The following is a 26,031-nucleotide window of genomic DNA, read 5'->3' as shown; positions in this document are numbered from 1 at the left end:
AAGGGACCGCCTTCGAAAGGCGCCTTCAGCAGAGTTGAACCATCTTGACGCTCCGCAGCTGACCCTTTAGCCTTTATAATGAACATGACGTCCATACAATGGACGCATCGGCGCAGGCCGGCCATAAAGAAAAATGACAGGGAGAAAACGGATGAGCGCGATCTCGCGTCGGACGGTTTTGCTAACCGGCTTGCTGGCTCCGACGATTGCCTACGGACAGCATTTTCCCTCTCGTCCGGTCACGATCATCACGCCGTTCGCTCCCGGGGCCTCCAGCGATGGGGTGGCGCGCATCCTGGGAGAAAAGCTCACGCAGCTTCTGGGGCAGCCCTTGGTTGTTGAGAATCGGCCTGGAGCAGGGGGGCCACGGGACTAATCGCTTTGACGCGGTCTAGTCCCGACGGTCATGCAATTGGAATTGGGGCGACGGGAGCGCTTGTTATCAATCCTCATGTCGCCGATGCGAGCGCGAACTTCGAGCCTCTGCGCGAGCTAACTCCAATCGCGAAGCTCGTCGATATTCCTCTGGTGCTTGTCGCCAATCCGGATGCCGGCGTTAGATCGCTCAAGGAATTGATCGACCGCTCCCAACAAAAGACGGACGGGTTTTCCTACGGCTCGACGGGCGTGAACTCCGCGCAGCATCTTGCGATCGAGCTCCTCAAAATGGCAACCAAGGCAAACCTTGTTCACGTGCCTTATCGCGGGAGTGCTCCAGCCATGACTGACGTTCTCGGCGGCCAAATCCCGCTGTGTTCGGTAGACCTAACTTCGGCGCATCCGCACATCAAGGCTGGAAAGGTCGTGCCCCTTGCGATCATGTCGGCCCGGCGGGTTGATCTAGTCCCCGATATTCCAACGGTCGCAGAACAGGTTGTGCCGAACTTCGAGGTCAGCGCGTGGCTTGGCATGTTTGGGCCGGCAGGTATTCCGAACGACATCGTCGTGCGGGTGTCGGAACATATCAAGATCTCGCTTGCTGATTCCTCGGTGCGTGAGCGGGTGCGCCAAATTTCCTGCGTCGACGCTTATCTCGATTCGTCAGGTTTCGCGGCTTTTCTCCAGAAAGAGGCTGCGAGGATGCGCGACCTTGTCTGCTCAGGCTGAAACTACTGGCGCGAATAGCTGAGAGGCCAGTTCTGCCGACGAACTGACGGCAGCGACGATCGCATGCCGGCCGCTGACAAACATATGGAGAGCACCATGAAGGGACTTCGTCGCACCTGGTTGCTGCTGAGCCTTATAATAGTAGCCACCATCGCGTTCTCGCCGTGGATCGCCAACGCGCAATCGCAGGCATCCTCCTCTTATCCAAACCGACCGATTCGCCTGGTTGTCGGCTTTGCTCCCGGCGGTAGCAACGACATTCTGGCACGTGTGCTGGCCGAAAAATTGCACAAGGTCCTTGGCCAGCCGGTGATCGTGGAGAACAAGCCAGGAGCGGGCGGGGCCACTGCAGCAAGCTTCGTCAAGAGCCAGGAGCCGGACGGATATACGCTGATGGTCGGAGCGAGCGGCGCGATGGTCGTAGGACCGGCCGTCTCGGCGCACACGCCTTACGACACCAAGCGCGATTTCGAACCGATCAGCATCCTGGCGACTTTCCCCCTCGTATTGGTCGTCTCGGCGGATGCGCCCTTCAAGTCGCTGCCTGATTTCATTGAATGGACGAAGAACAACTCGTCCAGCGCAAACTATGCGAGCGCCTCTCCGACGTTCACGCTCGCGTTTGAGCTCCTGAAACTCAAAACCGGCGCGACGCTGCAGCGCGTTTCATATCGAGGCACCAACGATGCGGTGGTGGCGGTTCTATCCAAGCAGGTGACCGCGGCGATGACGGACACGCTTCCTGCCATGCCACTGATCCAGGACGGTAAACTTCGTGCCTTGGCGGTGACAGCGTCAGCCAGACTGCCGCAGCTACCAAATGTCCCCACGACCGCGGAAGCTGGTGTTGCCGGCGCCGAAGCCATCTTCTGGACAGGACTGTTCGCACCCAAAGGCACGCCGAAGGACATCACGGCGCGCCTTGAAGCCGAAGTTCATAAAGTAATGCAGGAGGACGAGGTGCGCCAACGTCTCCGAACCGTCGCCACTGAGGCGGCGAGCAGCACGTCACCAGAGTTCGCCGCGAGGATCGCGTCCGAGCTGCAGTCGTGGAGCGCGATAGCGAAGTCGGCGAATGTTCAGCTCGATCAATGACAGCCTGGAGCGTGCGAGCGTCATTGGAGCCTGCGCCCTGGGGAAGCGAACTTCCCTTCAGTATGACACCATGACATCAAGCAGCGCTTGCCGCCGAGACGTGCGCACGTGTTCGAATGCGCGTTTCAGCGCGCTGGGCAATTCCTCGCCTCGCTCAACTCGCTCGGCGTACGCGCCATGTGCGCGCGCGATGCCACAATAGTCGGGAGACGGTTCTAGGGACGTAAGCGGCATTTTATTCGCATGAGCCGCTGCGCCGTTCGGATACATGCCTACTGTAGCGCGCCGGACTGCGTTCCAGACACCGTTGTTGAAGACGATCGTGAGGACGGGCAACCGGTGTGCCGACGCCATATGATGGCAGGCGACGGCGTTCGAGAATATGTATGACCCATCGCCCACGCAGGCAATGACTTCGCTGGCCGGATCGGCAAGCTGAGCGCCAAGGGCTGCGGGCAGCGCCCATCCAAGGCCACCCGCTTGTGGAACGGTGAAAAGCGTCCGAGGCTTCTCGAAGATCATCGCGGCGGGTTCACATGCCAACTCGGAAAACACGACCGCTGAAGGATCCTTGGCTTGCGACATGCAGTAGCTCACCCAGGCCGGGCTCATTGGCGAGCCGCTGCCCGCTTCGATCCGGCTTCGAATCTGCTGCCGGAGAGCGTCGCGGCGGGTGTGGATATCGCGACGTCGATCGCTGATCTGCACGGCGTCGAGGTCCTTGTGAGTGGCTAGCGCCTCGTCGAGACCTCTTACCGCCTCTGCGGGGCTGCCCGTCAGCAAGACATCAAAGGGATAGCCGCGCATTGGAACGCGGGAAAATAATGGATCGGAGCCAATCGCGATGGTTTTACAGCCCGCGGGCGGCGCCATCTGGTCCGGAATCCACGGGACCATCGAATCCAGCACGAGCACGACGTCGGCTCTGCGCAGCCAGTCAGTCGGATCCCGGCCAATGTGCATAGGGTGGCTAGTGGAAAGCGAGTTACGCGTTGCCCAGAATTCGCAGGTTGGCAGGGCATACCGATCCACGAATTCTGATAACGGATCGAAATCGCCGGAGCCTGTGCCTCTCTGCGCAATGACGAGAGGAGACTTCGCGTTCGCAAGCAGTTCTGCGGCTTTCTCAACAGCGTCGGTACGCGGCCGGCCCAACTGTGCGGCTACAGACTCGCGGATTCGAACATCGGAAGCAGAGACCTCCGCCAGTGCTTCCCTGGGGAGGCTGAGATATACCGGGCCTGGCGGATCGCTGGTAGCCAGTGAAACTGCGCGTGAAACGACGTCAATGGCTTGGTCCCCATACCGAAGCTCGTAGTCCCACTTGACGAGTTCCCTCACCATCGCGGCTTGGTCGCGCATTTCCTGCCCCCAATGGATCGGGGTTGTGCGGCTGCCGACCCGTCCTGTCTCCGTGATGGGTGTCCGTCCCGAGCAGACGATTACCGGGACATTGTCCGACGCGGCGTTGATGATCCCCATGGTCGCGTTCGCAAGTCCAACATTGACGTGAACCATGACAGCCTGGGGGCGACCTGTAACAAGATAGAAGCCATGCGCCATGCCCATGGCAACTGCTTCGTGCGACACGAGAAGTGGAGTGGGAAACGACAATTGTGTCGTCGACGTTCTGGCAAAGGCTTCGATGATGGGCGGAAAATCTGTCCCTGAGTTCGAGAACAGGTACTCGACCCCACTTGCTTTCAATTGCGAAAGGAATGCCTCGGCACCTGATAGAAAGCCAGCTTCGCTTTCTCGGTCAGCTTTTCGCGCATCGCCTGACCCGAGCGCATGTTGTGTGCGTTCCGTATCCATCCCATCGCTCCCTTGATGCCGATCGAACCGCCGCGCTTTCGCCGTTGGAAAAGAACTGGGACGGAGATCCGATACAGTTTCACGCCATTCTTCGGCTTGCCTAGACGAGGATGTCCGTATAGTGGACATTAAGATCATTTTTGCACAGCTTGAGGAGCCGGTCGCTTGGTGTCAAGCGACAACGGGCCTTACGATACGATGGGAGGAATGCATTGAGCCATCACCGCCGCAAACCATCGAACGAAGGCTGTTCGCCGAGAAGCTTCTGCAGAAAGGCCTAAGGTCGCAGCGATGAGTAACGAGCCTGTTCTTATTGTAGGTGGCGGTCCCGTCGGAATGGGACTTGCAATCGAGCTTGGTCAGAAGGGCATCAACTGCACCGTCGTTGAGCGCTACAAGCAGCCGCAACGCATCCCCAAAGGCCAAAATCTTACGCAGCGCACCATGGAACATTTTCATTTCTGGGGCATCGAGGAAGAGCTGCGGGCTGCGCGAACGATTCCGCGCGAATACGGAATCGGCGGGCTGACTGCCTACAAAACACTTCTCGGCCAATATACATATGACTGGCTCCAGCGAGAGCTCGTTCGTCCCTTCTACTTCACTGACAACGAGAGATTGCCACAATACGCAACGGAAGCCGTTCTACGCCGGCGCACTAGCGAGATACCCGCAATCCGGACTCTGTACGGATGGACCGCCGAAAGCGTCATCCAGGATGCTTGCGGCGTCGATGTCGTGGTTGCCGAGCGGGAAGGGGGTGAACGCCGGACACTAAGGGCCGAGTACGTGGTTGGTTGCGATGGTAGCCGTTCGCTTAGCAGAGAACATGCGGGTATCAGCCAAACCCGTTCGGAGCATGACAGGCTCATGGTGCTCCTCGTTTTCAAGTCGCACGAGCTGCACCGGCTTTTGGAGCGCTACCCCGGCAAGTCCTACTACAACATCCTTGACCCCGAGCTTAAAGGTTACTGGAAGTTCTTCGGCCGAGTAGATCTGGGAACCACCTGGTTCTTCCACGCCCCGGTGCCGCTCGGCACGACGAAAGACAACTTCAATTTTCGCGAATACCTCCATTCCGCCGTCGGCACCGAGTTTGACCTGGAGTTTGAACATATCGGCTTTTGGGAGCTACGGGTTGCCATCGCGGATAGCTACCGAGAGGGGCGGATTTTCATTGCAGGCGATGCAGCTCACAGCCACCCGCCCTATGGCGGCTATGGGGTCAATACTGGCCTGGAAGATGCGCGGAACCTCGGTTGGAAGCTTGCTGCCGTGTTTGAGGGATGGGGCGGAGAAAAACTGCTTGATTCCTATGATGAAGAGAGAAGGCCGGTCTTCAAGTCGACTGCGCGGGATTTCATCGAGAGATCTATTGAGACAGATAGGTCGTTCCTGGCCGAATACAGTCCGGAACTGAACAAGGACGCGTTTGAGCGAATGTGGGAAGCGCGCCGTTCCGGTGCTGCGTCCGAAGTCAATGCCTTCGAACCGAACTACGAGGGCTCGCCGATCGTATGGGGCCCCACTGACGCCAATTGCAGTGCGATTGGCGCACATACATTCAAGGCGCGGGCCGGGCATCATCTGGCTCCCGCGCGCTTGTCGGGCGGACGCAATGTCTACGATGAACTGGGAAAAGGCTTCACGCTGTTGGCCCTAGATGTCGATGACGCTGCGGTGAAGGCGTTTGCAACGGCAGCGAAGGCACTGAATGTGCCCCTCACGGTGATCGAGGACCGCCGTACCGGCGAACGTGCGCGTTACGAGGCGGCGCTAATGCTTGTGCGACCGGATCAATTCGTCGCGTGGACGTCCAACAACGGTGAAGTCGATCCGGAAGCAATTCTCAAACGAGTGACAGGCTTGGAGCAATGACGGTCCTGCCTGCCGAGGCCTAGGCTGAGGCGAGCGGGCAATCGTCAGGAATCGGGAACCTACTATCGGGCGGAGAAGGGGGCGATCAGACGCCTCCGCTCCCAAGCGACGTTTCACTGGACGACTAGATTGGATACGTGCGTCCGCGATCAAATTCGCATATGTACGCAGCCCGAGGCGTAGCTCTCGCATCAGAGCGGGCCTGTTCGAAGCAACACTCGCCATCAGCCCCAGTTGGTGGCGAATCAACGACGGGTTCAATGTGGGCCAATCTAGCAAAGCGCGTGTTGCCAACAAGGCAACGAAGCGAAAGAATTCTTCATCGCGGACTGCGATCTCCTCTTCATTGCCCCTAGGCATGGTGGCCCTCCATCTGCTCGCACAGTGGAGGAAGTCGGGTCGCAAAGGCGTCGTCTTTCTTGCTGAAAACGAGAATAGGGCCGAGCGGCTGGGTGCCGTCATTCATGCCCTCGCGCCTTCGTGCGATGTGCTTGTTTTTCCAAGACTGAATACGCTGCCGTTCGATCAGCTGGAGCCGTCGCACGAACTCGCGGGTAGACGAAGCTCGGTCTTGAGGCGCCTTGCCAAGCCTGAGAAGCCGATCCTGCTCGTATCCACGGCAGAGGCCGTGATGGAGCGCCTTCCCACGGCGGCGAGTTGGTCTCGCGTAATCCTTCGGTTGAAAGTCGGCGCCGCGTTTTCTGAACAAGATCTCCGGGCGCGGCTTGAGCCCCTCGGATACGACCTTGACGAAGAGGCGGACTATCCCGGCGGCGCGCTGTTTCACGGGAAGACATTCGAGATTTTTCCCGCCGGCGCGCTCGGTCCGTTCAGAGTAGAGCATTCTGGCGGGGTGATACGTCGGATCGTGGCGTTCGACCCGATAGAACATGACATCGTTTTTGAGACGGAAGAGCTTCTCATCGACCCGATGTCGGAGCGGCTGGCGTTCGGGAACATGCGCGGAAAGCGCTCGACCCTATTCGACTATTGTGGTCGAGCCAAGTGGGTCGCGGATGCCGGCGTTTCAGCGCACGCTGATAGCTGGCTTAGCACGATCGAGGAGGCGGCGGGTCGCACGGACAGAGACCGAGAATACCTCGGGAGGCGCGAATGGAAGCAGGCGACCAGGCGTATGAACGTGCTGTCGCAAAAGGCACCTTTCGCTCCCACACCGGACTTTTCGCAGGTTGCATCGCCCAGGAAGGCGCTTCGTGCGTTCGTCGACGATACGCGGCGCGCCGGTTCGCGCCTGGTTTTCGTCGCAGCGCATGAGGACGACCTGCGCGTGCTGGAACGGATGAGCGGAGTCAAGGCGGAGCACTTTGCGGATTGGAACGAGGCGACGGCCGGACGCAACCGTGAGGCGGCGCTGCTGGCCGATTTTGATAGAGGGTTTGTCGTACCTGGCCGGAAACCTCTTGTCGTCGTAACTGCTTCCGATGTGCTCGGCAGCAGGGCTCATCATCCGCAGCCCCTGGCTAGAAGCTGGAATGCGGCTTTCGACCACGCAGATGTACCGGAGCAGGGCGCCGCGGTCGTTCATCTGCAGCGGGGACTGGCCTTGCTCGACGGCTTGCAGACCGTGGCAACGGGGGGCGGGTCGTCGCGCGAAATGATCAGGCTGGTATTTGCGGGAGACGATGCAGTGCTCGTTCCGCCCTCTGACCTGGCCTTGATCTGGCCATATGCGTCGGAGCGCGGCGAGCTCACCCTCGACAAAGCGGATGGAAGTACATGGTGGAGCCGGCGTACTGAGGCGGAGCACGAAATTCAAATCGCCGGCAAGCAGCTCGCCAAATACATCAGCCAGCGGCGCCGCCGGCGGGCTCCGAAGCTCGTACCTCCTGGTCCCATCTATGAGAGGTTCGTCGCGCGTTTTCCGTATTTCACGACAGTCGACCAAGCGAAGGCCATTCGGGACGTTTTGGATGATCTTGCGTCGGGCCACCCCATGGACAGGATCATTTGCGGCGACGTCGGATTCGGCAAAACCGAGGTGGCGTTGCGAGCCACGGCCGCCGTCGTATTGTCAGGGAAGCAGGTGGCGATAGCAGTGCCGACGACCGTCCTGGCAAGACAGCATGTCGCGACTTTCCGCAAACGCTTCGCTCCGTTTGGCATCGAGGTGGGGAGTTTGTCGCGAACCGGTTCGGGCGCAGAGACAAGAGAGGTGAAGGAGGGGCTCAAGAGTGGCAAATTGAAGGTCGTAGTCGGAACGCAGGCCCTCACCTCGAAGGACTTGAAGTTCGCCGGCCTCGGCCTTGTCGTCATCGATGAGGAACAGCATTTTGGGGCGACGGAGAAGGCGAGACTTTCCGGGCTGGCCAAGGGTATTCATGCCCTTTGGATGAGCGCCACGCCGATTCCGCGGACTCTCGCGGGCGGTCTTGCTGGCTTCAGGGATCTTAGCGTCATCGCCTCTCCGCCCATTCATCGACTCCCGGTCGTCACAAAGGTTGCTCCTCTTTCGGATGCTGCTATTGCCTCCGCATTGCTGCGCGAGCAAAGGCGGCACGGGCAAAGCTTCTTGATCTGTCCGCGAATTCAGGACCTTGATCCGATGCTGGCGCGCGTTCAATCGGTGGCCCCGGATCTCCGCATCGTCTGTCTGCACGGCAAGTTGCCCGCCGACGACATAGATGACCGAATGATGAGCTTCGTCGAAGGCGCGGCGGACGTGCTGCTGGCGACCAACATCGTAGAGAGCGGTCTCGATATCCCACGTGCAAACACGATCGTGGTCTGTTGGCCCGAAAAGTTCGGTCTTGCGCAACTTCATCAGCTCAGAGGAAGGGTGGGCCGCAGCGGGATACGCGCGTTTGCGCATTTGCTGACCGATTCGGAGTCGGAGCGATCTGAGAAGCGATTGGCCGTTCTGGAGGAATTCAACAGACCGGGCGCGGGTTTCGCGATCAGTGCGCGGGATCTGGACCTCAGGGGAGCGGGGGACGTGCTTTCAGAGCGACAGTCGGGCCATGTGCAGGTGTTCGGACCCGTGCTCTACAGCCACCTTCTGAAATTGGCCTCGGAGAAAGCCGACGACAGAACAGCCGACCTGTGGGTGCCTGACCTGAATCTGCCGGTAGGGGACATGTTGCCCGCAGGCTACGTGCAATCGGAGGCGGTTCGGCTGGAAATCTACGGCCGCGTCGCCAGATGTCGAAGCGAAGATGAGTTGGACGATCTCGAGGAGGAGACTTCTCGTCGATTCGGCAGATTGCCTCCGGCGGCCCGCGATTTCTTTGCCGCAGCAAGGCTCAGGATCGACTGCAAGCGAAGAGGAATCATAAGACTTGATGTAGGCCCGGATGCCGTAGCCGCAACTTTCCTGCCGGGACGACTTCGGAAATCCAGAGCACGATCCCTGCAACGCGATGGCGATCGGGTTGTCTACATCAGCAACGGACGCGAGGGACCGCTTAGAAAGGTCGAAGAGTTCCTCGACCTTCTGGACGAGTGATCGCGGCGACGGCTGTTCATCTAACATGAGAGACAACTGATCCTCGTCTTCAGCTTCGGGCCTGTTGAATCCGGAAACGGAGATTCCGAGCAATCGTGTCGTCTTCTTGCATTAGATGCCTCAGCAGGTCGAGGACCAAGCTCAGCGTCGATGACGGGACTGACCTGCTGTGGGTGATCAATTCGAAATCGGCGAACTTTACCTTGAGGGTTGCCGTCCGGTCCCGCGCGCCGGTAGCTTCACAATGGCTCCAAAACCTTGTCGACCAGCGGCTGCAGCTCCGCCGCTAGCGCAGCACATTCCCGATGCTATTTTTCTTTGAAGCTGCGCCCGGAATGATTGTACGGCCAAACCAGCAAAGACCGGTTCTTTCGCAGCTCAAGTCAGACAAGGATTTGCGCTGGATTTTCGCCGTTAATGGATTGGACCGGGACATCTCAAAAAGCGAAGCGCGATCAGCAGTTAAGCACGGTCGTTGCCAGCCATGCTGTACCAAATGCTGTACCGTCCGACTGACGATTTCTCTTTAGTGAACAAAATTCTGCGTTAGGCGGCGTAGGCGGCCACAGAGAGTAGTAGACGTGTCCGGAATCTGAGCGGTCGATCTTGCCGTGAACTTCACGATAAAGGTTGGAGGAGGGTTGGCGTGGGTTGGTAGCGCTCCCTCGATTCGAACCCCCAATACTGAGACGAGACCGAGCGTCGCGCGAATGTCACTTGCGCTTGGCGTGCGCCAACCGAGCAACGCTTGAGTGGAACGCGACTAGAGGGTGGTGTGCATGATGTGTGCAACGAGAGATCCAAGAAAATCGAGCAACATCCAGCATGCGGAGGCCGAACTGAACATGCTGCGCTGTCACTGGAGGTTGATGTTTCGGGAGGGGGAGCGCCTGGGGACGGCCCCGTGCTTGCTGAAATGGAAGCGAGGGCAGCATCAAGATGACCGGCGCGATGTACAATTTGGAGACGGATGCGGTGGAGCTCGGCTCCTAAAGCGGGCCAAATGGAAAACCGTCAGAGCATGTTCGATTCCCTTCTCATGCTATTAATGCTGCTCGTGCAACGATTGGCGCCGTCTCGACAGGAGAGGCACCGTCGAGAAAGGCTTTCACGGCGGTGCGGGCGCGCAAATCGATCTCGGAAAGCGTTGGTATGTCGCCGAGCTGAAGCACGGCCTTCAGATGGACTTTTCCGTGGAGCATTCCAAGGAACTGGCGGGCGCCGGCTTCGCAATCCGCAAGATCGACTTCGCCGGCCTGCTTCGCTTTTGCCAGAATTTTCGTAAGGACCGCGACGGCCGGCGTGAACAAATCTTTCGCTGGCGACGATTTAGGGCGCGCAATCCCTCCGTAAGTCCCCCAAGCGCGACGGCTAGGCTGATGGCTTTGCTGACGCGCCGATTTGCTCGACCTCGGTTGTCATAGCGAAAATGCTAACCTCCGACCCACAGCGCGCAAGTTTTCTTACTGTATCATCGCCAGAACTACGACCGCGGTCCTGAAGCGCTGGGCTTCGGGAGAGCGGCACGCTACTTTGCGGCCTAAGTAGATGGGATTGATCAGGAGGGTACAAACTAGCGCGGTACTGCATGAGCCCATCCGCTACTGCAACGCCGTATCGGGCAAGGCGCGGCATCATCGGAGGACGAACAGGCGATCGACTTAAGCACTTGAAACGAAAGGAAAATGCCCAAATAGTCAGCTTTGAATTTGTGTTGGCCCAAAAATCAGCTATTCCAGACGAGACGATAAAGCGAAATAGTATCAATATGTTAGCCCATCGATTTTGCATTGCCCCCATGATGGACTGGACCGACCGGCACTGCCGCGTGTTCCACCGTCTGATGAGCCGGCGTGCGCGGCTGTATACGGAGATGCTGACGACCGGCGCCATCATTCATGGCGACCGGAGGCGGCTGCTCGGCTTCGACCGACGTGAGCATCCGGTGGTGCTGCAACTCGGTGGTTCCGTTCCGGATGATCTCGCGATCGCCGCGAGGATCGGCGAGGAGTTTGGCTACGACGAAATCAACCTTAATGTCGGCTGTCCGTCCGACCGCGTGAAGGATGGCCGCTTCGGCGCCTGCCTGATGGCGGAGCCGGCGCTGGTTGCCGAGGGCGTCGCTGCCATGAAGCGTGCGGTCGAGATTCCCGTGACGGTGAAATGCCGGATCGGCATCGACGACCAGGACCCGGAAGTGGCGCTCGACGTGCTGGCGCGCGGCGTGGTCGCGGCCGGCGCCGACGCGCTGATCGTCCATGCCCGAAAGGCCTGGCTCAACGGATTGTCGCCGAAGGAAAACCGCGACATCCCGCCGCTCGATTGCGACAGGGTTTACCGGCTCAAGGCCGCGTTGCCGGGTGTGCCCATTATCATCAATGGCGGCATCGGCAGTATTGCCGAGGCGAAGCGGCACCTCGACCATGTCGACGGCGTGATGCTGGGCCGGGCGGCCTATCAGGAGCCGTGGCGTTTGCTCGACGTCGATCCGGAATTGTTCGGCGAGGTGGCACCTCACGCGACGATGAAGGACGTCTTCGAAGCGATGTTGCCCTATATCGAAGACCAGTTGGCGCAAGGCGCAAAGCTGCATGCGATGACGCGGCACTTCGTCGGCGCGTTTCACGGCGTGCCCGGCGCGCGCGCCTTTCGCCGCCATCTGGCGGAGAGGGGCACCAGGCCGGGCGCCGGCGTCGATGTGCTGCGCGCTGCGATCGCGCTGGTCGAGGATCGCGCAATGGCCTCGATTGCAGCGTGAGCGCTAAGCGCTCAAAATTATCCCGCATCGCGCGCTCTTTATCTGTTGCGATCGGCGTCGCCCGATTCAGCTAACGCCAGAACAGCGCCAGCAGCAGGATCACGGGAAGCGGAATTCCCAAGAGCCACAGCAGCGCGCCTCGACCAAATGTCATGTCCATCCTCCTAGAACTGTTTTGGAGTCCAATCGACAGAGGCTTCCAGTGGTTCCGCACATAGGAACCAAAGTTTGCTGACAGCATTGGAACCAAAAACAGCAATGGAGGAATTGGTCATGGCTATGCTCAGATTTCCCAACGCTTTCTTCGGTTGGACCTGGTCGGCCGTGCTGGCCGGCGTCTTTGCGTCGCTGGTAGTCCAGATTTTGCTAACCATGCTCGGGTTCGGCATTGGCTTGCTTGCGATTGATGTCCCGACCGCCCAATCAGCGCCCGCCGGCGCCGGCTGGGCGGCGTTCGTGTGGTGGGCGGTGTCAGGGATCATCGCCGCCTTCGTGGGTGGCGCAGTTGCGGCCGCTAACTCTCCGGATCAGACAGGCCTCGGCCGCGTCGGACATGCCCTGGCCGCTTGGGCGGTCGCTACCGTCGTGGTGGTTGCGGCGGCGGCGACGCTTCCGGCTTCCGCGACCAGCGTTGCCAGCAATCTGGTTGGGCCATCATATGCTGCCAGCGCCCGCATCGCGTACTTGTCGGGTGTTCCTGGACGCGAGACGGTCGGTGCAGCCACCAGATCTCCGACGCAGGCGCAGATCGAGGAGGCGCGCAAACACTTCGCTTATGTCATGTTTGCCAGCTTCTGCGCTCTGCTGCTTGGCGCCGGTGCGGCCTATGCGGCTGGAATGGCGACCACGAGCCAGGCGGTCAAGGAGGCGGCGCGACCTGTCACGTAGAAGGTTTCGAGGCATGTCGATGTCCGGTCGAGGGGATCATTGGGCGATTTGTGGAGCGTCTCCGCGCCACGCGCGCATGATCAATTCGCGGATCGCCTCTCGCTCGATCGGGCGCGGATTCCAGTAGGGGTTCTTCACGGCGAGGTCGACGGCTTGATCGACGCCGCTCTCGGGCATGCCGATCTCGCGCAGCGACAGCGGCGCGGCAAGCCTTCGTGCCAGATCGTGGAGGCCGAGCGCCGGGTCGCCCACGCCAAGCGCTGTGGCAATGCGTGTCATCGCGTCAGGTGCGGCAGGCGCATTGTAGGCGAGGGCGTGCGGGAGAATGACGGTGTGGGTCTCGGCATGCGGCAGATTGAACAGGCCGCCCAGCGTGTGGCAGAGCTTGTGATGCAGGGCCATGCCGACCGCGCCGAGGCAGACGCCGCAAAGCCAGGCGCCATAGAGCGCGTCGGTACGCGTCGTCTTGTCGCTTGGCTCAGCGCAGATTTTCGGCAGCGCCCGCGCCAGCGTGCCGATGCCTTCCTGCGCCATCAGCGATATGATGGGGTTGCGGTCGCGGGCGTAGAGCGCCTCGACCGCGTGCGCAATGGCATTGACGCCCGATGTCGCCGATAGCCTTGCCGGCATCGTCATGGTGAGGTCGACGTCATAGATAACGATCTCGGGGAGAATTTTCAGGCTCGACTGTGTGGTCTTGATCCCGCCGCTGGTTTGGCCGACCACCGGCGTCATCTCGGAGCCGGCATAGCTTGTCGGCAGCACGATCTGCGGCAGATCGGTGCGCAAGGCGATCGCCTTGCCGAGGCCGGTGGTCGATCCGCCGCCGATCGCGACGATGCCACCGGCCTCAATCTCGCGCACGGTTTCCATCGCCCGTTCCGTCACCTCGACGGTCGTATGCATGACCGCCCCGGTGAAGACGCCGGCGAAGCGCTCGCCGATCATCTCCCGGATGCCGGCAACCAGATCTTTCTGCCGCGGCGTCGCCAGCACTAGAGCGCGGGTGATGCCGAGCCGGGACAATTCATCGGGCAATTGACGCAGCGTGCCGGTGCCGAACACCACCCGCATCGGCGCGCTCTGGTAGGTGAAGTCTTGCATGGTTGCTCCTTGCGGACGAATGACCAGCTCCGGGATCAGGCCGCCCCGGAGCCGGACTTCCGGCTCAAGAGGCGGGCTGTGCAACCTTGCGCAAGCCGGCAGCCTCTTCAAGACTGCTTGCGGGTGCGCTCGCCGGCCGCCGGGCCAGCAAGATGATCGCGCCGGCGGCAATCGCGGAGGCGCCGATCGACAGGAACATCGGTGTCGGGCTCTGGTAATATTGCTGAAGCGCACCAGCCACGAACGGCCCGAGAATGGCGCCGACGCGGGCCACCCCGAGCTCCATTCCGACCGCGGTGGCGCGCACGCCGGTCTCATAGGAAGCCGCAGTGAAATTGTTCAGCACGAATTGCGCGCCGATGATGAAGAAGCCGGCGGCGGCGACCGAGGTGATGTTGACGATGTGGACGTTCAGCACCACGAGCGACAACACGGCGAGGCCGCCAAAGGCCCACCAGGTCGCGATCAGCCCACGGCTGTTGCCGGACCGGTCGACGAGGTGGCCAAGCGCAAGGCCGCCGACGAACGACATGATCTGCATCAGCGCGCCGAAGCCGAAGCTTGCGGCAAAGGTTTCTCCACGCTGCTTCATCACCGTCGGAATCCATCCCGAAAGGCCGAAGATGCAGAACAGGCTGAGGAAGGCCGAGGCCGAGATCGCAATGTGGTCCGTCGATATTTCGACTGTAGCAGCACCGCCACCGAATTGACCGGCTTCGCCGCTTGCCCGATGGCAATTTCAGCCGACTTGTAGGCGCCGGCGCGCTCGGGCCGAAGCTTCGTCAGCATGTCGCGGATTTCTCCGGTACGACCCTGGAGTGCGAGGAATTTTGGCGATTCCGGCAGCATCATGTGCATGAACGGCAAGAGCAGAAACGACAGCGAGCCGATCCAGTACAGCGATGTCCAGCGAAGATTGGCGTTGCAAACACGCCGGCGACACCGGCGAGCGTGCCGCCGAGTGCCCAGCCAAGCGCGACGCCCCATAGCGCAAAGTATTCGCGACGCGACGCGGCGCCAGCTCGTTGATGTAGGTGGTCGCGAGCGGCAGCAGCACGCCGAGTCCGATGCCGGTCAGGAGCCGCAGGATGCAGAAGGAGAGGAACGAGTCCGCCGAAGTCGCGGTGAGCAGGGTGAAGATAATGGTGATCCACAAGCCGCCGAGCAGGGTGCCGCGGCGGCCGAGCCGATCGGCAATGATGCCGGATGGCGGCCCCGAGCAGAAAGCCGACCAGTCCGCTGGAGATCAAGAGTCCCGCCTGGCCGGCCTGCAAGCCCCAGGGCTTTGCGACGTAGTGAATGACGTAAGCCGGGTTGAACGTGTCATAGCCGTCAAACAGCGTTAGCAATCCCATGATGGCGCCGAGGCGCCAGTGAAATTTTCCTACCTTTGCTTCGGCGAGTTCCTCGTGAAGATCGATTGCCTGCGCGGCCATGGCCGTATCCCTCCCAGATGGTGATTATGTCGTTGGAGGCCGCTTATTCCGCGGCTTGATGGATACCGTGCTCGGCGATGGCATGCTCGCCGAGACCGAGCTTGAACAGGTCGATGGCGTTGCGCCGGCCGATTTTCAGGCGATCGTTCTCGCTGATGCTGGCGCTGTTGAACCAGTCGGAAGCATGGTCCACGTTCTCGAACGGCCAGTCGACCGAGAACAGGATGCGGTCGGCCCCGATTTCGAGAATGGAATCGATCAGCGTTTGGGTGCGGAAATTGCCCGACGTTGTCAGGAAAAAGTTGGCGTTGAAGTAGTCGCAGATCTTCTTTTTCGCCTTGTGTTTCGGCGGCGCCTTGACCCAGCCGTTGCGATGATCGACGCGCCACATGCTGTAGGGCAGGCCGTCGCCCATATGGCCGAGGATGATCTTCAGTTTTGGATAGGCGTCGAACAGGCCCGATCCCATCAGGCGCAGCGCATGCACCGCGGTCTCCTGTCCGAACGCCCAGGTCGGGCCCATCAGCCACGGATGCCCTTCATAGATCGCGCAGTCTTCCGGCAGCGGATTGCGCGGGTGCAGATAGAAGGGCAGGCCGGTCTGCTCCGCCGCCGCCCAGAACGGCCAGTATTGCGGCAGGTCGTAATAGACCGGCCGCTTGCCGTCGCCGATTTGCGAGAAGCCGTTGACCAGCGCGCCGCGGAAGCCGAGCGTCTTGATGCAGCGCTCGAGTTCGGCGATCGCGAGATCGGAGTCCTGCATCGGAAGTGCGGCAAAGGCCTGGAATCGCGAGGGCCGTTTTGCCACCTGTTCGGCGAGGAAATCGTTGGCGCGGATCGCAATCTCATTGGCGTGCTCGACGTCGGGGATTGCCTGAACCGCCGGCGCATTCAGTGACAGGATCATCATCTCGACGCCGTGGCGGTCCATCTGCGCCAGCCGCTTGTCCTGGATATCGAGGAGGCGATTCTTCAACTCCGGCCAATAGGAGTCTGGAACGAAACCCGCTGAGTCCATCAGCGTATCCGGGATGGCGAAATGTTCCTCTAATGCGATTTTGCCCTGCATGTCGTCCTCGCTGATGTCTGATGTTGGTTAGTATTGTCCCTGCGGCGTCAGCCCAAGCGCGAGCTGGCCGTACATGGTGCCGACCGCATCCCAGTTCATGCTGATGTGGCGGCCGACGGCATTGGCATCGCGCCACGCGCGCTGCACTGGGTTGGAAAGGTCGAGGCCGAGCCCGCCGGTCGAGGCGTTCAGCGCTTCGCTGGCGCGGATGGCCAGCGCGACCGAAAAGGCCTGGCCGCGGCGGCTGACGATGCGATCCTCGATCGAAACCGGCCTGCCGTCGCGGATTGTCGCCGCGCGATCTCGGAGATCGCGCAGCAGCACTTCGCGCGCCGCATCCACGGAAGCGGTCGCTTCCGCCACGCGCAACTGAATGGTCGGAAAATCCGCCATGCGGTAGTTGTGGCCGGCCACCGCACCGCGCGTGATCCTTCTCGAGGTGACGGCAAGATAGTCTTCCAGCGCGCCGGCAGCGGCGCCGACTGCGGCCGATGCGAGGCACGAGGGAATATTCGACAGCATCGGGATCGAGAAGGTGGGGTTGGCGGCATAGAGCGCAGCGCCCGGTGTCTTGCCGGACGTGGTGTCGGCGAATGACAGTAGGCGGTGCGCCGGTACGAACACGTCTGACAGCACCAGCGTCTTGCTGCCGGTGCCGCTGAGGCTGACGACATTCCAGGTATCGTCGATGACGTAGTCGGAGGCCGGGACCAGCAGCAAAGCCGGTGCAAACTGGCCGTTTTTGGTCTTCGACGGCACCAGTGCCGCGCACAACGACCATTGCGCGTTGTCACAGCCACTGGCAAACGACCAGCGTCCACTGAGGCGATAGCCGCCCTCGACTTCGATCGCCTTGGCGGCCGGCGCGTAGGAGCCGCAGGCCAGCGCATCGGCATTATCATCCCAGACGTCGCGCTGCGCCGCTTCCGGAAATCCCGCGATCAGCCATTGATGGGCCGCGAGCAGGCCGCCGACCCACGCCGTCGAGGCGCAGCTTTTCGCAAGCTCGATGTTCAGTTCGACCAGCACGTCGAAATCGTGCTCGTAGCCGCCGAACAGCGCCGGCTTGACGATGTCGAAATAGCCGATGTTGCGCAGTACCGTGATGTTCTCTTCCGGAACGCGCCCGGCCTTTTCCGTGGTGTGGGCGCGCGCCTTGATTTGCGGCGCGATCTGCGCCACGCGGCTTCGCAACTCGCTGATGTCGGGGCGAGGGGCGGGCGGCGCAGGCACATCCTTCAATTGGGCGACTGAGACCATTGGTTTGCTCCGTATCTTCGATGGGCTGAAAGGCGGCTTGCGGTCGGTGAGGTCACGCAGCCTGGCTGTCGTGGGGCACCGAGAAGCAGTAGGTCGCGTCCTGGTAGATCAGCGGCTCGATCGGATCGCGCATGTTCACGGTCTCAGCTTCGCCGATGAAAATCGTATGCGTGCCGTAGGGCACGGCGGCGGCCTTCTTGCAGAAGATGTTGATCTGTGCGTCGGCGAGATAGGTGACGCCCTCGGCCGAAGTCATCCATTGGCCGAGCTCGAATCGTTCCTCCGCCGGCACCCCGCCGCTGAAGGCGGATGACAGCGTGATCTGATCACGGCGCAACACGTTGACGCAAAACCGGCGCGCCAGCAGCATGATGTCATGCAGCAGCGTCTGCTGGTTGACGCAGACGATCAGCGAGGGCGGGTCGAGCGACAGCGACGTCACCGCGGTCGCCGTCATGCCGTGGCGGCGGTTCTGGTCCGCAGACGTGATCACCGACACGGCGGCCGGAAATCGCCGCAACGCGCGCTTGAACGTTTCACGCAATTCGTCGGATGCCGAATCCAGCGACATGTTTCCTCCACTGAACGGTCCCGCTCTTGCTCGGCGGTTTAACTTTCATGACAATAATTGCATTTGCAAATGATAACTCAACGGAAACTTTCAGATGCAACAATTGTCTTGAAAACTGATCGCCGCACAGCTATTGGATAGGTGCAAAAGTTGCACCAAGCGGGATGCAAGATCTTGTACCGGTTGACGAATTCCTTGCCCTACATGCTCAACCGCGTCGGCGTGCGGATGGGCGATCTGTTTTCCCGGCGCATCGCGGGCTACGGCGTGACGCTACCTATGTACCGCGTCATGGCGGCGCTTTGGGAAAAAGGCGATCAGCGCCTCGGCGATCTCGCCGATATGACGACGATTGAGATATCGACGCTGTCGCGCCTGATCGGCGAGATGAAGCGGCGAGGCATCGTGACGCGCACGCGGCTGAAGGACAACGCGCGTACGGTTGCGATCAACCTCACGCCGAAGGGACGCACGCTGGTGGAAGAGTTGATTCCGATCGCCGTCCATTTCGAGGAAGTGGCGGTCCGCAATTTTCCGTCGAAGAACGTTTCGGATCTGAAGACGGTGCTCGCAGAAATCTACGAGAGCCTGAATTCGATCGAGCCCGAAATCGAGGAAGTCAACAGGACGCGCAGGGCGGCAAAGTCGAAAGGCTGATGTTTGCGGATGCGGCGCTGTCTTTGCCAGCTATGCGGGGCTGGTGCTCGATGAACCTCCTCGCGAATTTTGGATCCGGACTCTGCCAGCCTTTAACCGCGCATGGCGGCGCGAAAACCGATGAAGCTCAACGCGCCAGCCACGACGACCGCAATCCAGCTTGCCCAGAACGGCACATCGACGCCAAAGGTAACGGACCATCCCATCACGATCCGGATTAGCTGCAGAAGTGCGATCAGGGCAAAGATGGCGGCGGCTAGTGTGCAAAAGCTCCTGATGGTCATTGCCGATCCCGTGGCACACGACGACGTGCTCGTGCCCGCCGCGGCCAAAACGGGGAGGGCGGACGCGCCAGCTACTCCCTTAAGCAGGAAAGTAGCTCAGCGGAGCCATCTCGATCTGTAGCACAATCGGCGTTTCGCGGCGTCGCGAGTCAGGATCACTTCTGCCTTTGAGGCGTCCTGGCGGCAATTGAGGATGTCTGCTTATCGGCGTAGACCAGAAGTGATCGGTTCACTGTCAAAACGTCGCGACTGATGTGGTGGACGACGCCCGCTCCCGGCATCGAATGTGCCAAAGGGTGATCGTTGAACAACGAATCACCGGAGGGGGTCGTCCACATGCAGGTTAGCACCATCGGCGTTGATCTCGCCAAGAACGTGTTCCAAGTGCACGGCGTGGATCGTGCGGGCAAGGTCGTCATCACTCGTCAGTTGCGGCGCAAGCAGGTCATTGGCTTCTTTAGCAAGATTCCCCCTTGCCTGGTCGGCATGGAAGCCTGCGGAACCGCTCATCATTGGGCGCGTGAAGTCTCCAAGCTCGGTCACACCGAGCGCCTGATGCCGCCGAGTTACGTGAAGGGCTATGTCAAACGGTCGAAAAACGATGCTGCCGACGCAGCCGCCATCTGTGAGGCCGTGACACGCCCATCGATGCGGTTCGTGCCGATTAAGTCGGCCGATCAGCAAGCCTTGCTGATGTTGCATCGAACGCGAGATCTTTTAATCCGTCAGCGCACGCAGCTGATCAATGCGCTCCGAGCTCACCTTGCCGAGTTCGGCCTCGTTGCGGAGACGGGGCGCGAAGGTCTCGCGCAGCTTGCCGCGATCATCACGGACGAAAGTAACCGCGAAGCTCTTCCAGCTGCGATGAAACAGGCGCTGCAGGCCATTGTCGATCAACTCGCTGCTCTGGAATTGCAAATCGGGACTCTGGATCGCGCCATTCACGCCCATCATCGTGCCAATGACATGAGCTGCCGCCTCGAGACCGTGCCCGGGATTGGCGTGATCGGGGCCACGGCCATTGCTTCTGCTGTCACAGACCCGAGTGACTTCAAATCCGGTCGGGATTTTGCGGCATGGATCGGACTTGTGCCGCGGCAGCATTCGACGGGGGGCAAGGAGCGGCTCGGCGGCATCTCCAAGCAAGGAGATCGCTATCTCCGACGGTTGCTCGTCATCGGTGCAACAGCCGTTGTTCGACACGCCCGGCAGCAGCCGCAAAAGCATCCTTGGGTCATGAGGCTGCTGGCCAAGAAGCCGGCCAAGCTCGTCGCCGTTGCCGTTGCCAACAAGATGGCGCGCATCGCTTGGGCGATCATGGCCAAGGGAGGATACTATCGAGCGCCGGAGCTTGCTGCAGCCGCCCGAAGAGGCTTGGCAATGGGAGCCTGAGGCGACGGCGGAGCAAGACAACCGAATTGCGAGGGTGATGATGGCGTGATGCGAAACGGTCGAGCCGTCGATTGGGACAACCCGCTTCTGGGTCATGGGCGGCAAAGCCCGTGCGAATGATTGGGACCCGATCCGCGGACTACATCAGGGCCAGCGGTCATGGTGCCGCGCAAACAGGCCGGACACATGACTTGTACCCGACCGCAAGCCGAACGTCAGATTCTTCTTGCAACGCGGGCGTCGTCCACACATGACCCACTGCCGACGTTGCGAACGCAACCGCTACAGGTAAATCGCGCAACCTCGTTCTTCGAGCTCAGCGAACCAACTCGGACGTGAAATCGTCGTCACCCAGCGCAGATCAAGCTTTTCGAGACGTGGAAGCTTGAGCAGCGCTTCCGGCAAGGTGGCGACGGGGTTCCCTCTCAAATCGATCTGTCGCAGCTCCGCCATTGCACCGATCTCTTCCGGCAAATGGGTCAAGCTGTTGTTCCTGAGATGTAGCTCACGCAGCCGTGTCAGTTTGGAAATGGTCGCAGGCAGAGTGGTCAGGCGATTGTCGGTCACGCGAAGTTCGAGAAGTCCGGACATCTCGGTAACCGCGTTGGGCAGGCTCTCGAACTCGTTTTCGCTGATGTTAAGGTAGCGCAACCGAGTAAGACGCCCCAAAGACGGCGGAAGCTCCTTCAGCGCGTTGTCGTGCAAGTAAAGGAAGTCGCTCAGGCCGATGAGTTCGCCTAGCGCAGCCGGAATCTGCCGCAACCGGTTGTGGCCCAGGTCCAGCGTCCTCAGGGCGCGTAGCTCGCCGACCCTGTCTGAGAGCTCCACCAGTCCATTGTCGGCCAGCACGAGCGATTGCAGGTTTGTCCGATCCCAGACGTGATCCGGCACGACGCCGAGCGCCTGTTTCCACAAGGATAAGTGCAAGTCCGACGCGGTCCTCACAGCCAGATCATGCCTCTATTCACGCGGAGACCAAGGCCGCTTCTGGTCCGAAGCCAATGTTCCAGCCAGGCGCGGAAGCGTCCGCTTTCGGGATGAGAGCGGGCGCGCAGCAGGAGAGGGCTGGACCCTACGCAGACGCTTGAGTATTTTTTGCAAGCTTACAACGATATCTCGGCGGCGCGTGCCGCAGGTAAAGACAGGGCCGTAATGGAGATTATTGGTCACCCACCCAAATTGGCCGGACTGCTATGCGACGCATTGATTTGTGAGGCGTTCGTTGGCAACGGAGAGCTTCTGGCGAATGCCAATGTTGTTCATCTGTGTTTTGAAGGCGTTTGGTATAGACTCGTCTTGGATTGTGGCGTGATGATTTGGCGCCAATCAATTGAAAGTCCCAAGCCTTGGGCGATTGAGGAACTGGGTTGGCAATATCCTCACGTGAACGTTGGCGAAATGGCAGGCGTGATTGGCCGTCGCCTCGAATACTACCGGATGGACAGCCTCCCTCCCTCCGGCGCTGACGTCATGTTTTCCTTCGACAACGGCTGCACCGTCGTTATCAACAACGCAGAAGACCGATCGACATTTCGGATAACATGAACGTTCACGCATATGGCAGACTCGCTCCGGCGCTACTAGATGCTAAGCGGACCTGATCAATCTATGAGTCCGCGCACTAATTCGCTGCCGACCGGGTGCGTTTGCGGTTGGACGCCGCCACCTCGGGATAGCCGTGCAGCTTCAGCTTGTCGGCCTGCACGCCCCAGCTTTCCAGCCGGTCCAGAAAGCTCATGCCGAGCAGGTTGGTCTTCATCAGCCCGCGCGGCACCACCAGCGCGGGGACCGATTTCTCGACGAGCGCACCGACTGCGAGACGATCGAGCGTTAGCCGCGCCGCCTTGGTGTGGCCGCCGGCGGTTTCGACATCGACATTGTATTCCAGCATCTCGATCGGCAGGCCGATCGCCTTCGCCGTCTCCCAGGTCAGCACCACGGACGTCGCGCCGGTGTCGATCACCATCGGCGCCTTGACGCCGTTGATCTTGGCGTGCAGCGCGAATTCGCCGGCCTTGCCGCGTGCGATCTCCACGGCAGGTGCCGGCTCCAGGCTGCGTTGCCGCAGCATCTTTGATACCGAGTCGCCGGCGCGCGCGATCTGGCCCGGATCGCCATAGGCGACGACGGCGCCGGCGGTGGCGGCGAGCATCGCCAGAACGAGCATAATGCGGATCACTTGGTGCCTCCGCCGTTTCCTCCGATGATCAGCCGCGTTCGATGCGCGGCGGCATCGGAACCAGACCCGCATCCACCATGCGCGCCGCAAGCCCTTCCATGACAGCCAATCGTTCCGCCGTTTTCATGCGATGCCAGCGCGCGATCTCCGGCAACGTTCGTCCGCAGCCGAAGCAGAGTTTGGTTTTGGGATCGATCATACAGACTGCGATACACGGCGTTTCTTTACTCATTCCTTGATAGTGAGGTGCTTTGTGTCCTTTGCGCAAGCGCTTGCGGCTACAACCCCGTGCCGGCACTCATGATCGGTTTGTGACGCACCCGCCGCTTGTCCTCGACGGCTGCCGTGACTGCGGGATCGGGCTGCAGGGGCGGGGCCTCCTCGGCCATCGGCGCCAGCGCGCTCATCACGCGCTCCGGCGGGAAGGTGACGATGACTTCGGTGCCGATGCGCAATTTCGATTTTAGCGTGAAGGTGCCGCCATGCATGTCGATCAGGCTCTTGGCGATCGGCAAGCCCAGGCCCGCGCCCTGTTCGGCCGACTTGATCGAGTTGGAGCCCTGACCGAACGACGCCAGCACGATCGGGATTTCATCCTCGGCAATGCCGGAGCCGGTGTCCTTGACGCTCAGATACTGTCCGCCGGACGCGGTCCAGCCGACCTTGAGCCAGATATCGCCGCCCGGCGGAGTGAACTTGATCGAGTTGGACAACAGGTTGAGCACGACCTGGCGCGTCGCGCGCTCGTCGCCCCAGATCCTGGGCATTCCGTGCTCGAACACCTCATGAATGGTGATGCCGCGGCTGGTCGCGCGCAGCTTCAACAGATGGTGGCAGTCGGCGACGACATGCACGAGCGACACCGCTTCCTCGTTGAGTTCGTAGCGGCCGGCCTCAATCCGCGACAGATCGAGAATCTCGTTGATCAGATTGAGCAGATGGACGCCCGAATTGTGGATGTCGGCGGAATATTCCTTGTAGACCGGCACGGTATGCGCGCCGAAAATCTCGCTCTTCATCACCTCGGAGAAGCCGAGGATCGCGTTCAGCGGCGTGCGCAGCTCGTGGCTCATCTGCGCCAGAAAGCGCGACTTGGCGACGTTGGCGGATTCGGCGCGGTGCCGCGCTTCGTCCGAGATCGCCTTTGCCTGTTCGAGCTCGCCGATCAGCGCGTCCTTTTCGGCGCGCGCTTCCAGCGTCGCCAGCGTGGTTGAATGGAGCTGGTGCGCGAGCAGCGCAAAATAGCTTTCGGCGGCGACCGCCAGCAGCGCGAGCGCGTAATTGTCGAACGTTCCGCCCATCACGAAGTTGAGCGCGATTGCCGCCGTCACCGGCGCGGTTGCCGCCACCGCCGCAATCGGCAGCGTCGCTGCCAGCATGCTCGACACCGCGATCACCAGGAGCATCAGGAACATCATCATCGTGTTCGAGACGACGTCGAGGCCGGCCGGGTGGAGCAGGATTGCCGTCCAGCACAGGCCGTAGAGCAGGTCGAGCAGCACGAAGCGCGTCTGCCATCGGCGCGTGGCGGCGAGCGTGGGCTGCTCGCCGAGGAAGCGCTTGCAGTTGCGAATGATGGCGGCATGGATGCAGAGCATGCCGACGGTCCAGACCGCGGCCGGCACGGCATACTTCCAGAGGCCGAACAGCACGCCGGTCGCAACCACCAGCAGCATGACGACGAAGGAAGCCGATACCCGGGTCTGCGCGTATTGTCGGAGCAATTCAGTATCGAAGGCGGGACGGGTTCCGCTGGTCGACGTTAGCCGATCCCGCGCCTCGCGCACCCGCTGCGCCGCCACGCGCCGGGTATTGACCGCTGGTGCGACCGGCGCTTCTGCCGGAAGCTGGACAACCTCGGGCTTCTCTGCGGGACTACTCATTGAACAACACAAAATCCTGCCCGCGAACCGCGCGGGCTTTTGCATTGTCTATCTGTGCCGCTAAATCATTAAGCGATGACTTAAAGAGCTAAAAATTCTCGTTAGCAGGAAGTTAAAATTAACCTGTCGGGCAGACGGAACCCCGCTTCTAATTGGATAAGAAGCGGGGGCTTTGCTCGTTGCCTTAACCTGTTTCTTTAACTCACCGCTCCAGCCGGGCCAAAAGGCTCGACGTATCCCAGCGCTTGCCGCCCATCTTCTCGACCTCGGCGTAGAACTGATCGACGAGGGCGGTCACCGGCAGGTTGGCGCCGTTGCGGCGGGCCTCGCTGATGCAGATCGAGAGGTCCTTGCGCATCCATTCGACGGCAAAGCCGAAGTCGAACTTGCCGTCATTCATGGTCTTGTAGCGGTTCTCCATTTGCCAGGACTGCGCTGCGCCCTTGGAGATGGTTTCGATCACGGCCGCAACGTCGAGCCCGGACTTTTTGGCGAAATGAATGCCCTCGGACAGTCCCTGGACGAGACCTGCGATACAGATCTGGTTGACCATTTTGGTGAGCTGCCCGGCGCCGGCGGGCCCGAGAAGTTTGCACATTCTTGCGTAAGCGCCGGAAATGATCGGCTCGGCAGCGGCATAGGCGTCTTCCTTGCCGCCGCACATCACCGTCAGCACGCCGTTTTCTGCACCCGCCTGGCCACCGGACACCGGCGCGTCGATGAACTTGAAGCCGGCCTTGACGGCGGCAGCATCGAGCTCGCGGGCGACTTCGGCGGAGGCGGTGGTGTGGTCGACGAATACCGCGCCCTTTTTCATGCCGGCGAAGGCGCCGTCAGCGCCGATCGTGACCGCGCGCAGGTCATTGTCGTTGCCGACGCAGCACATCACGAAATCCTGACCTTCCGCCGCGGCCTTCGGCGTCGGCGCGGTGCGCCCGCCGAACTTGTCCGCCCACTCCTTCGCCTTGGCTCCGGTCCGGTTGTACACGGTCACCTCGTGGCCGCCTTTTTTCACCAGATGTCCTGCCATGGGGAAGCCCATTACGCCGAGACCGAGAAAAGCGACTTTAGCCATGTGAGTTACCTTGGAGTTTTCCCCGGCGACGTTGGGCCGGCCGGACGGTGTTTTTGGAGGAGCCGCACCATAACCGCTGCGCACGGGAGGGCAACGCCTTCGTTGGTGGGCGGGGCC

The 26,031-nt window shown here is 60.9% G+C and carries 23 protein-coding genes and 1 pseudogene; 9 read left to right on the top strand and 15 right to left on the bottom strand.

Features of this window, described 5'->3' with window-relative positions; genetic code table 11:
* Positions 1-381 precede the first annotated feature (381 nt).
* Together RX328_RS30390 and RX328_RS30385 are read left to right on the top strand one after the other, a co-directional pair.
* Positions 382-1,107, top strand: coding sequence for a Bug family tripartite tricarboxylate transporter substrate binding protein (locus RX328_RS30390; protein WP_213255153.1), 726 nt, complete (start codon positions 382-384; stop codon positions 1,105-1,107).
* Positions 1,108-1,203: 96 nt separating this feature from the next.
* The gene (locus RX328_RS30385; protein WP_213255151.1) at positions 1,204-2,202 is read left to right on the top strand and encodes a Bug family tripartite tricarboxylate transporter substrate binding protein; all 999 of its coding nucleotides are present in this window, start codon (positions 1,204-1,206) and stop codon (positions 2,200-2,202) included.
* Between the two features lie 57 nt (positions 2,203-2,259).
* Here RX328_RS30385 and RX328_RS30380 read toward each other — a convergent pair whose 3' ends face one another.
* On the bottom strand, positions 2,260-4,017 hold the full coding sequence (locus RX328_RS30380; RefSeq protein ID WP_213255148.1) for a thiamine pyrophosphate-requiring protein: 1,758 nt from the start codon (positions 4,015-4,017) through the stop codon (positions 2,260-2,262).
* Positions 4,018-4,353: 336 nt separating this feature from the next.
* On the opposite strand from RX328_RS30380, the gene RX328_RS30375 reads away from it, so the two are divergent.
* Together RX328_RS30375 and RX328_RS30370 are read left to right on the top strand one after the other, a co-directional pair.
* Complete coding sequence (locus RX328_RS30375; RefSeq protein ID WP_317258538.1) at positions 4,354-5,895, top strand: FAD-dependent monooxygenase; 1,542 nt, start codon at positions 4,354-4,356, stop codon at positions 5,893-5,895.
* Positions 5,896-6,253: 358 nt separating this feature from the next.
* On the top strand, positions 6,254-9,358 hold the full coding sequence (locus RX328_RS30370; protein ID WP_213255142.1) for a DEAD/DEAH box helicase: 3,105 nt from the start codon (positions 6,254-6,256) through the stop codon (positions 9,356-9,358).
* A 49-nt stretch (positions 9,359-9,407) separates the two neighbouring features.
* On the opposite strand, the pseudogene RX328_RS43895 reads toward RX328_RS30370, so the two are convergent.
* Both RX328_RS43895 and RX328_RS30360 read right to left on the bottom strand, forming a co-directional pair.
* Positions 9,408-9,566, bottom strand: a pseudogene (locus RX328_RS43895) (hypothetical protein); the annotation flags it as partial.
* Between the two features lie 829 nt (positions 9,567-10,395).
* On the bottom strand, positions 10,396-10,668 hold the full coding sequence (locus tag RX328_RS30360; protein WP_213255140.1) for a TetR/AcrR family transcriptional regulator C-terminal domain-containing protein: 273 nt from the start codon (positions 10,666-10,668) through the stop codon (positions 10,396-10,398).
* 488 nt (positions 10,669-11,156) lie between these two features.
* On the opposite strand from RX328_RS30360, the gene dusA reads away from it, so the two are divergent.
* Together dusA and RX328_RS30350 are read left to right on the top strand one after the other, a co-directional pair.
* A complete protein-coding gene (gene dusA / locus RX328_RS30355; protein ID WP_249727046.1) occupies positions 11,157-12,116 on the top strand; it encodes a tRNA dihydrouridine(20/20a) synthase DusA in 960 nt (319 codons plus the stop codon).
* Positions 12,117-12,389: 273 nt separating this feature from the next.
* Complete coding sequence (locus RX328_RS30350) at positions 12,390-13,004, top strand: hypothetical protein (protein ID WP_213255135.1); 615 nt, start codon at positions 12,390-12,392, stop codon at positions 13,002-13,004.
* A 36-nt stretch (positions 13,005-13,040) separates the two neighbouring features.
* Here the strand turns inward: RX328_RS30350 and RX328_RS30345 are convergent, their stop codons facing one another.
* The 6 genes from RX328_RS30345 to RX328_RS30320 all read right to left on the bottom strand — a co-directional run bounded on the left by RX328_RS30345 (position 13,041) and on the right by RX328_RS30320 (position 18,444).
* A complete protein-coding gene (locus tag RX328_RS30345) occupies positions 13,041-14,108 on the bottom strand; it encodes a maleylacetate reductase (RefSeq protein WP_213255133.1) in 1,068 nt (355 codons plus the stop codon).
* A gap of 64 nt (positions 14,109-14,172) precedes the next feature.
* Entirely contained in the window at positions 14,173-14,700 is a 528-nt protein-coding gene (locus tag RX328_RS30340) for a hypothetical protein (protein WP_213255130.1), read from the bottom strand.
* A 147-nt stretch (positions 14,701-14,847) separates the two neighbouring features.
* The gene (locus tag RX328_RS30335; protein ID WP_409410890.1) at positions 14,848-15,276 is read right to left on the bottom strand and encodes an MFS transporter; all 429 of its coding nucleotides are present in this window, start codon (positions 15,274-15,276) and stop codon (positions 14,848-14,850) included.
* A 311-nt stretch (positions 15,277-15,587) separates the two neighbouring features.
* Complete coding sequence (locus RX328_RS30330; protein ID WP_213255128.1) at positions 15,588-16,613, bottom strand: amidohydrolase family protein; 1,026 nt, start codon at positions 16,611-16,613, stop codon at positions 15,588-15,590.
* Positions 16,614-16,640: 27 nt separating this feature from the next.
* On the bottom strand, positions 16,641-17,873 hold the full coding sequence (locus tag RX328_RS30325) for a flavin-dependent monooxygenase (RefSeq protein ID WP_213255126.1): 1,233 nt from the start codon (positions 17,871-17,873) through the stop codon (positions 16,641-16,643).
* A gap of 52 nt (positions 17,874-17,925) precedes the next feature.
* The gene (locus RX328_RS30320; RefSeq protein WP_213255124.1) at positions 17,926-18,444 is read right to left on the bottom strand and encodes a flavin reductase family protein; all 519 of its coding nucleotides are present in this window, start codon (positions 18,442-18,444) and stop codon (positions 17,926-17,928) included.
* Between the two features lie 174 nt (positions 18,445-18,618).
* On the opposite strand from RX328_RS30320, the gene RX328_RS30315 reads away from it, so the two are divergent.
* Positions 18,619-19,101, top strand: a complete 483-nt coding sequence (locus RX328_RS30315) for a MarR family winged helix-turn-helix transcriptional regulator (protein ID WP_213255121.1) — start codon at positions 18,619-18,621, stop codon at positions 19,099-19,101.
* Positions 19,102-19,193: 92 nt separating this feature from the next.
* Here the strand turns inward: RX328_RS30315 and RX328_RS30310 are convergent, their stop codons facing one another.
* Positions 19,194-19,385 carry a hypothetical protein gene (locus tag RX328_RS30310; RefSeq protein WP_213255119.1) on the bottom strand — a complete coding sequence of 64 codons (192 nt, stop codon included), beginning with the start codon at positions 19,383-19,385 and terminating at the stop codon, positions 19,194-19,196.
* A gap of 336 nt (positions 19,386-19,721) precedes the next feature.
* Here RX328_RS30310 and RX328_RS30305 point away from each other — a divergent pair, with 336 nt between their 5' ends.
* Positions 19,722-20,777, top strand: coding sequence for an IS110 family transposase (locus tag RX328_RS30305; protein WP_317258537.1), 1,056 nt, complete (start codon positions 19,722-19,724; stop codon positions 20,775-20,777).
* A gap of 282 nt (positions 20,778-21,059) precedes the next feature.
* On the opposite strand, the gene RX328_RS30300 is transcribed toward RX328_RS30305, so the two are convergent.
* The gene (locus tag RX328_RS30300; protein WP_213252992.1) at positions 21,060-21,692 is read right to left on the bottom strand and encodes a leucine-rich repeat domain-containing protein; all 633 of its coding nucleotides are present in this window, start codon (positions 21,690-21,692) and stop codon (positions 21,060-21,062) included.
* Between the two features lie 180 nt (positions 21,693-21,872).
* Here RX328_RS30300 and RX328_RS30295 point away from each other — a divergent pair, with 180 nt between their 5' ends.
* Positions 21,873-22,322: a hypothetical protein gene (locus tag RX328_RS30295; protein WP_213252991.1), complete on the top strand. Its 450-nt coding sequence runs from the start codon at positions 21,873-21,875 to the stop codon at positions 22,320-22,322.
* A 76-nt stretch (positions 22,323-22,398) separates the two neighbouring features.
* Here the strand turns inward: RX328_RS30295 and RX328_RS30290 are convergent, their stop codons facing one another.
* The 4 genes from RX328_RS30290 to RX328_RS30275 all read right to left on the bottom strand — a co-directional run bounded on the left by RX328_RS30290 (position 22,399) and on the right by RX328_RS30275 (position 25,914).
* Complete coding sequence (locus RX328_RS30290) at positions 22,399-22,956, bottom strand: TIGR02281 family clan AA aspartic protease (protein WP_213252990.1); 558 nt, start codon at positions 22,954-22,956, stop codon at positions 22,399-22,401.
* A 28-nt stretch (positions 22,957-22,984) separates the two neighbouring features.
* On the bottom strand, positions 22,985-23,188 hold the full coding sequence (locus tag RX328_RS30285; RefSeq protein ID WP_213253000.1) for a DUF1289 domain-containing protein: 204 nt from the start codon (positions 23,186-23,188) through the stop codon (positions 22,985-22,987).
* Positions 23,189-23,234: 46 nt separating this feature from the next.
* Entirely contained in the window at positions 23,235-24,839 is a 1,605-nt protein-coding gene (locus RX328_RS30280; protein ID WP_213252989.1) for a sensor histidine kinase, read from the bottom strand.
* A 202-nt stretch (positions 24,840-25,041) separates the two neighbouring features.
* Positions 25,042-25,914, bottom strand: a complete 873-nt coding sequence (locus RX328_RS30275) for an NAD(P)-dependent oxidoreductase (RefSeq protein ID WP_213252988.1) — start codon at positions 25,912-25,914, stop codon at positions 25,042-25,044.
* Positions 25,915-26,031 lie beyond the last annotated feature (117 nt).

This window comes from Bradyrhizobium sp. sBnM-33, from assembly GCF_032917945.1.
In the GTDB taxonomy this organism is placed as follows: domain Bacteria; phylum Pseudomonadota; class Alphaproteobacteria; order Rhizobiales; family Xanthobacteraceae; genus Bradyrhizobium.
This window is presented reverse-complemented; position numbering and strand designations above follow the sequence as displayed.

Coding starts and splice junctions, on each gene's coding strand:
- RX328_RS30375 (WP_317258538.1), top strand. CDS start 4,354: ATGGGACTTGCAATCGAGCTTGGTCAGAAGGGCATCAACTGCACCGTC.
- RX328_RS30385 (WP_213255151.1), top strand. CDS start 1,204: ATGAAGGGACTTCGTCGCACCTGGTTGCTGCTGAGCCTTATAATAGTA.
- RX328_RS30325 (WP_213255126.1), bottom strand. CDS start 17,873: ATGGTCTCAGTCGCCCAATTGAAGGATGTGCCTGCGCCGCCCGCCCCT.
- dusA (WP_249727046.1), top strand. CDS start 11,157: ATGATGGACTGGACCGACCGGCACTGCCGCGTGTTCCACCGTCTGATG.
- RX328_RS30280 (WP_213252989.1), bottom strand. CDS start 24,839: ATGAGTAGTCCCGCAGAGAAGCCCGAGGTTGTCCAGCTTCCGGCAGAA.
- RX328_RS30285 (WP_213253000.1), bottom strand. CDS start 23,188: ATGAGTAAAGAAACGCCGTGTATCGCAGTCTGTATGATCGATCCCAAA.
- RX328_RS30370 (WP_213255142.1), top strand. CDS start 6,254: ATGGTGGCCCTCCATCTGCTCGCACAGTGGAGGAAGTCGGGTCGCAAA.
- RX328_RS30305 (WP_317258537.1), top strand. CDS start 19,722: ATGCAGGTTAGCACCATCGGCGTTGATCTCGCCAAGAACGTGTTCCAA.
- RX328_RS30380 (WP_213255148.1), bottom strand. CDS start 4,017: ATGGATACGGAACGCACACAACATGCGCTCGGGTCAGGCGATGCGCGA.
- RX328_RS30330 (WP_213255128.1), bottom strand. CDS start 16,613: ATGCAGGGCAAAATCGCATTAGAGGAACATTTCGCCATCCCGGATACG.
- RX328_RS30310 (WP_213255119.1), bottom strand. CDS start 19,385: ATGACCATCAGGAGCTTTTGCACACTAGCCGCCGCCATCTTTGCCCTG.
- RX328_RS30350 (WP_213255135.1), top strand. CDS start 12,390: ATGGCTATGCTCAGATTTCCCAACGCTTTCTTCGGTTGGACCTGGTCG.
- RX328_RS30275 (WP_213252988.1), bottom strand. CDS start 25,914: ATGGCTAAAGTCGCTTTTCTCGGTCTCGGCGTAATGGGCTTCCCCATG.
- RX328_RS30320 (WP_213255124.1), bottom strand. CDS start 18,444: ATGTCGCTGGATTCGGCATCCGACGAATTGCGTGAAACGTTCAAGCGC.
- RX328_RS30340 (WP_213255130.1), bottom strand. CDS start 14,700: ATGAAGCAGCGTGGAGAAACCTTTGCCGCAAGCTTCGGCTTCGGCGCG.
- RX328_RS30345 (WP_213255133.1), bottom strand. CDS start 14,108: ATGCAAGACTTCACCTACCAGAGCGCGCCGATGCGGGTGGTGTTCGGC.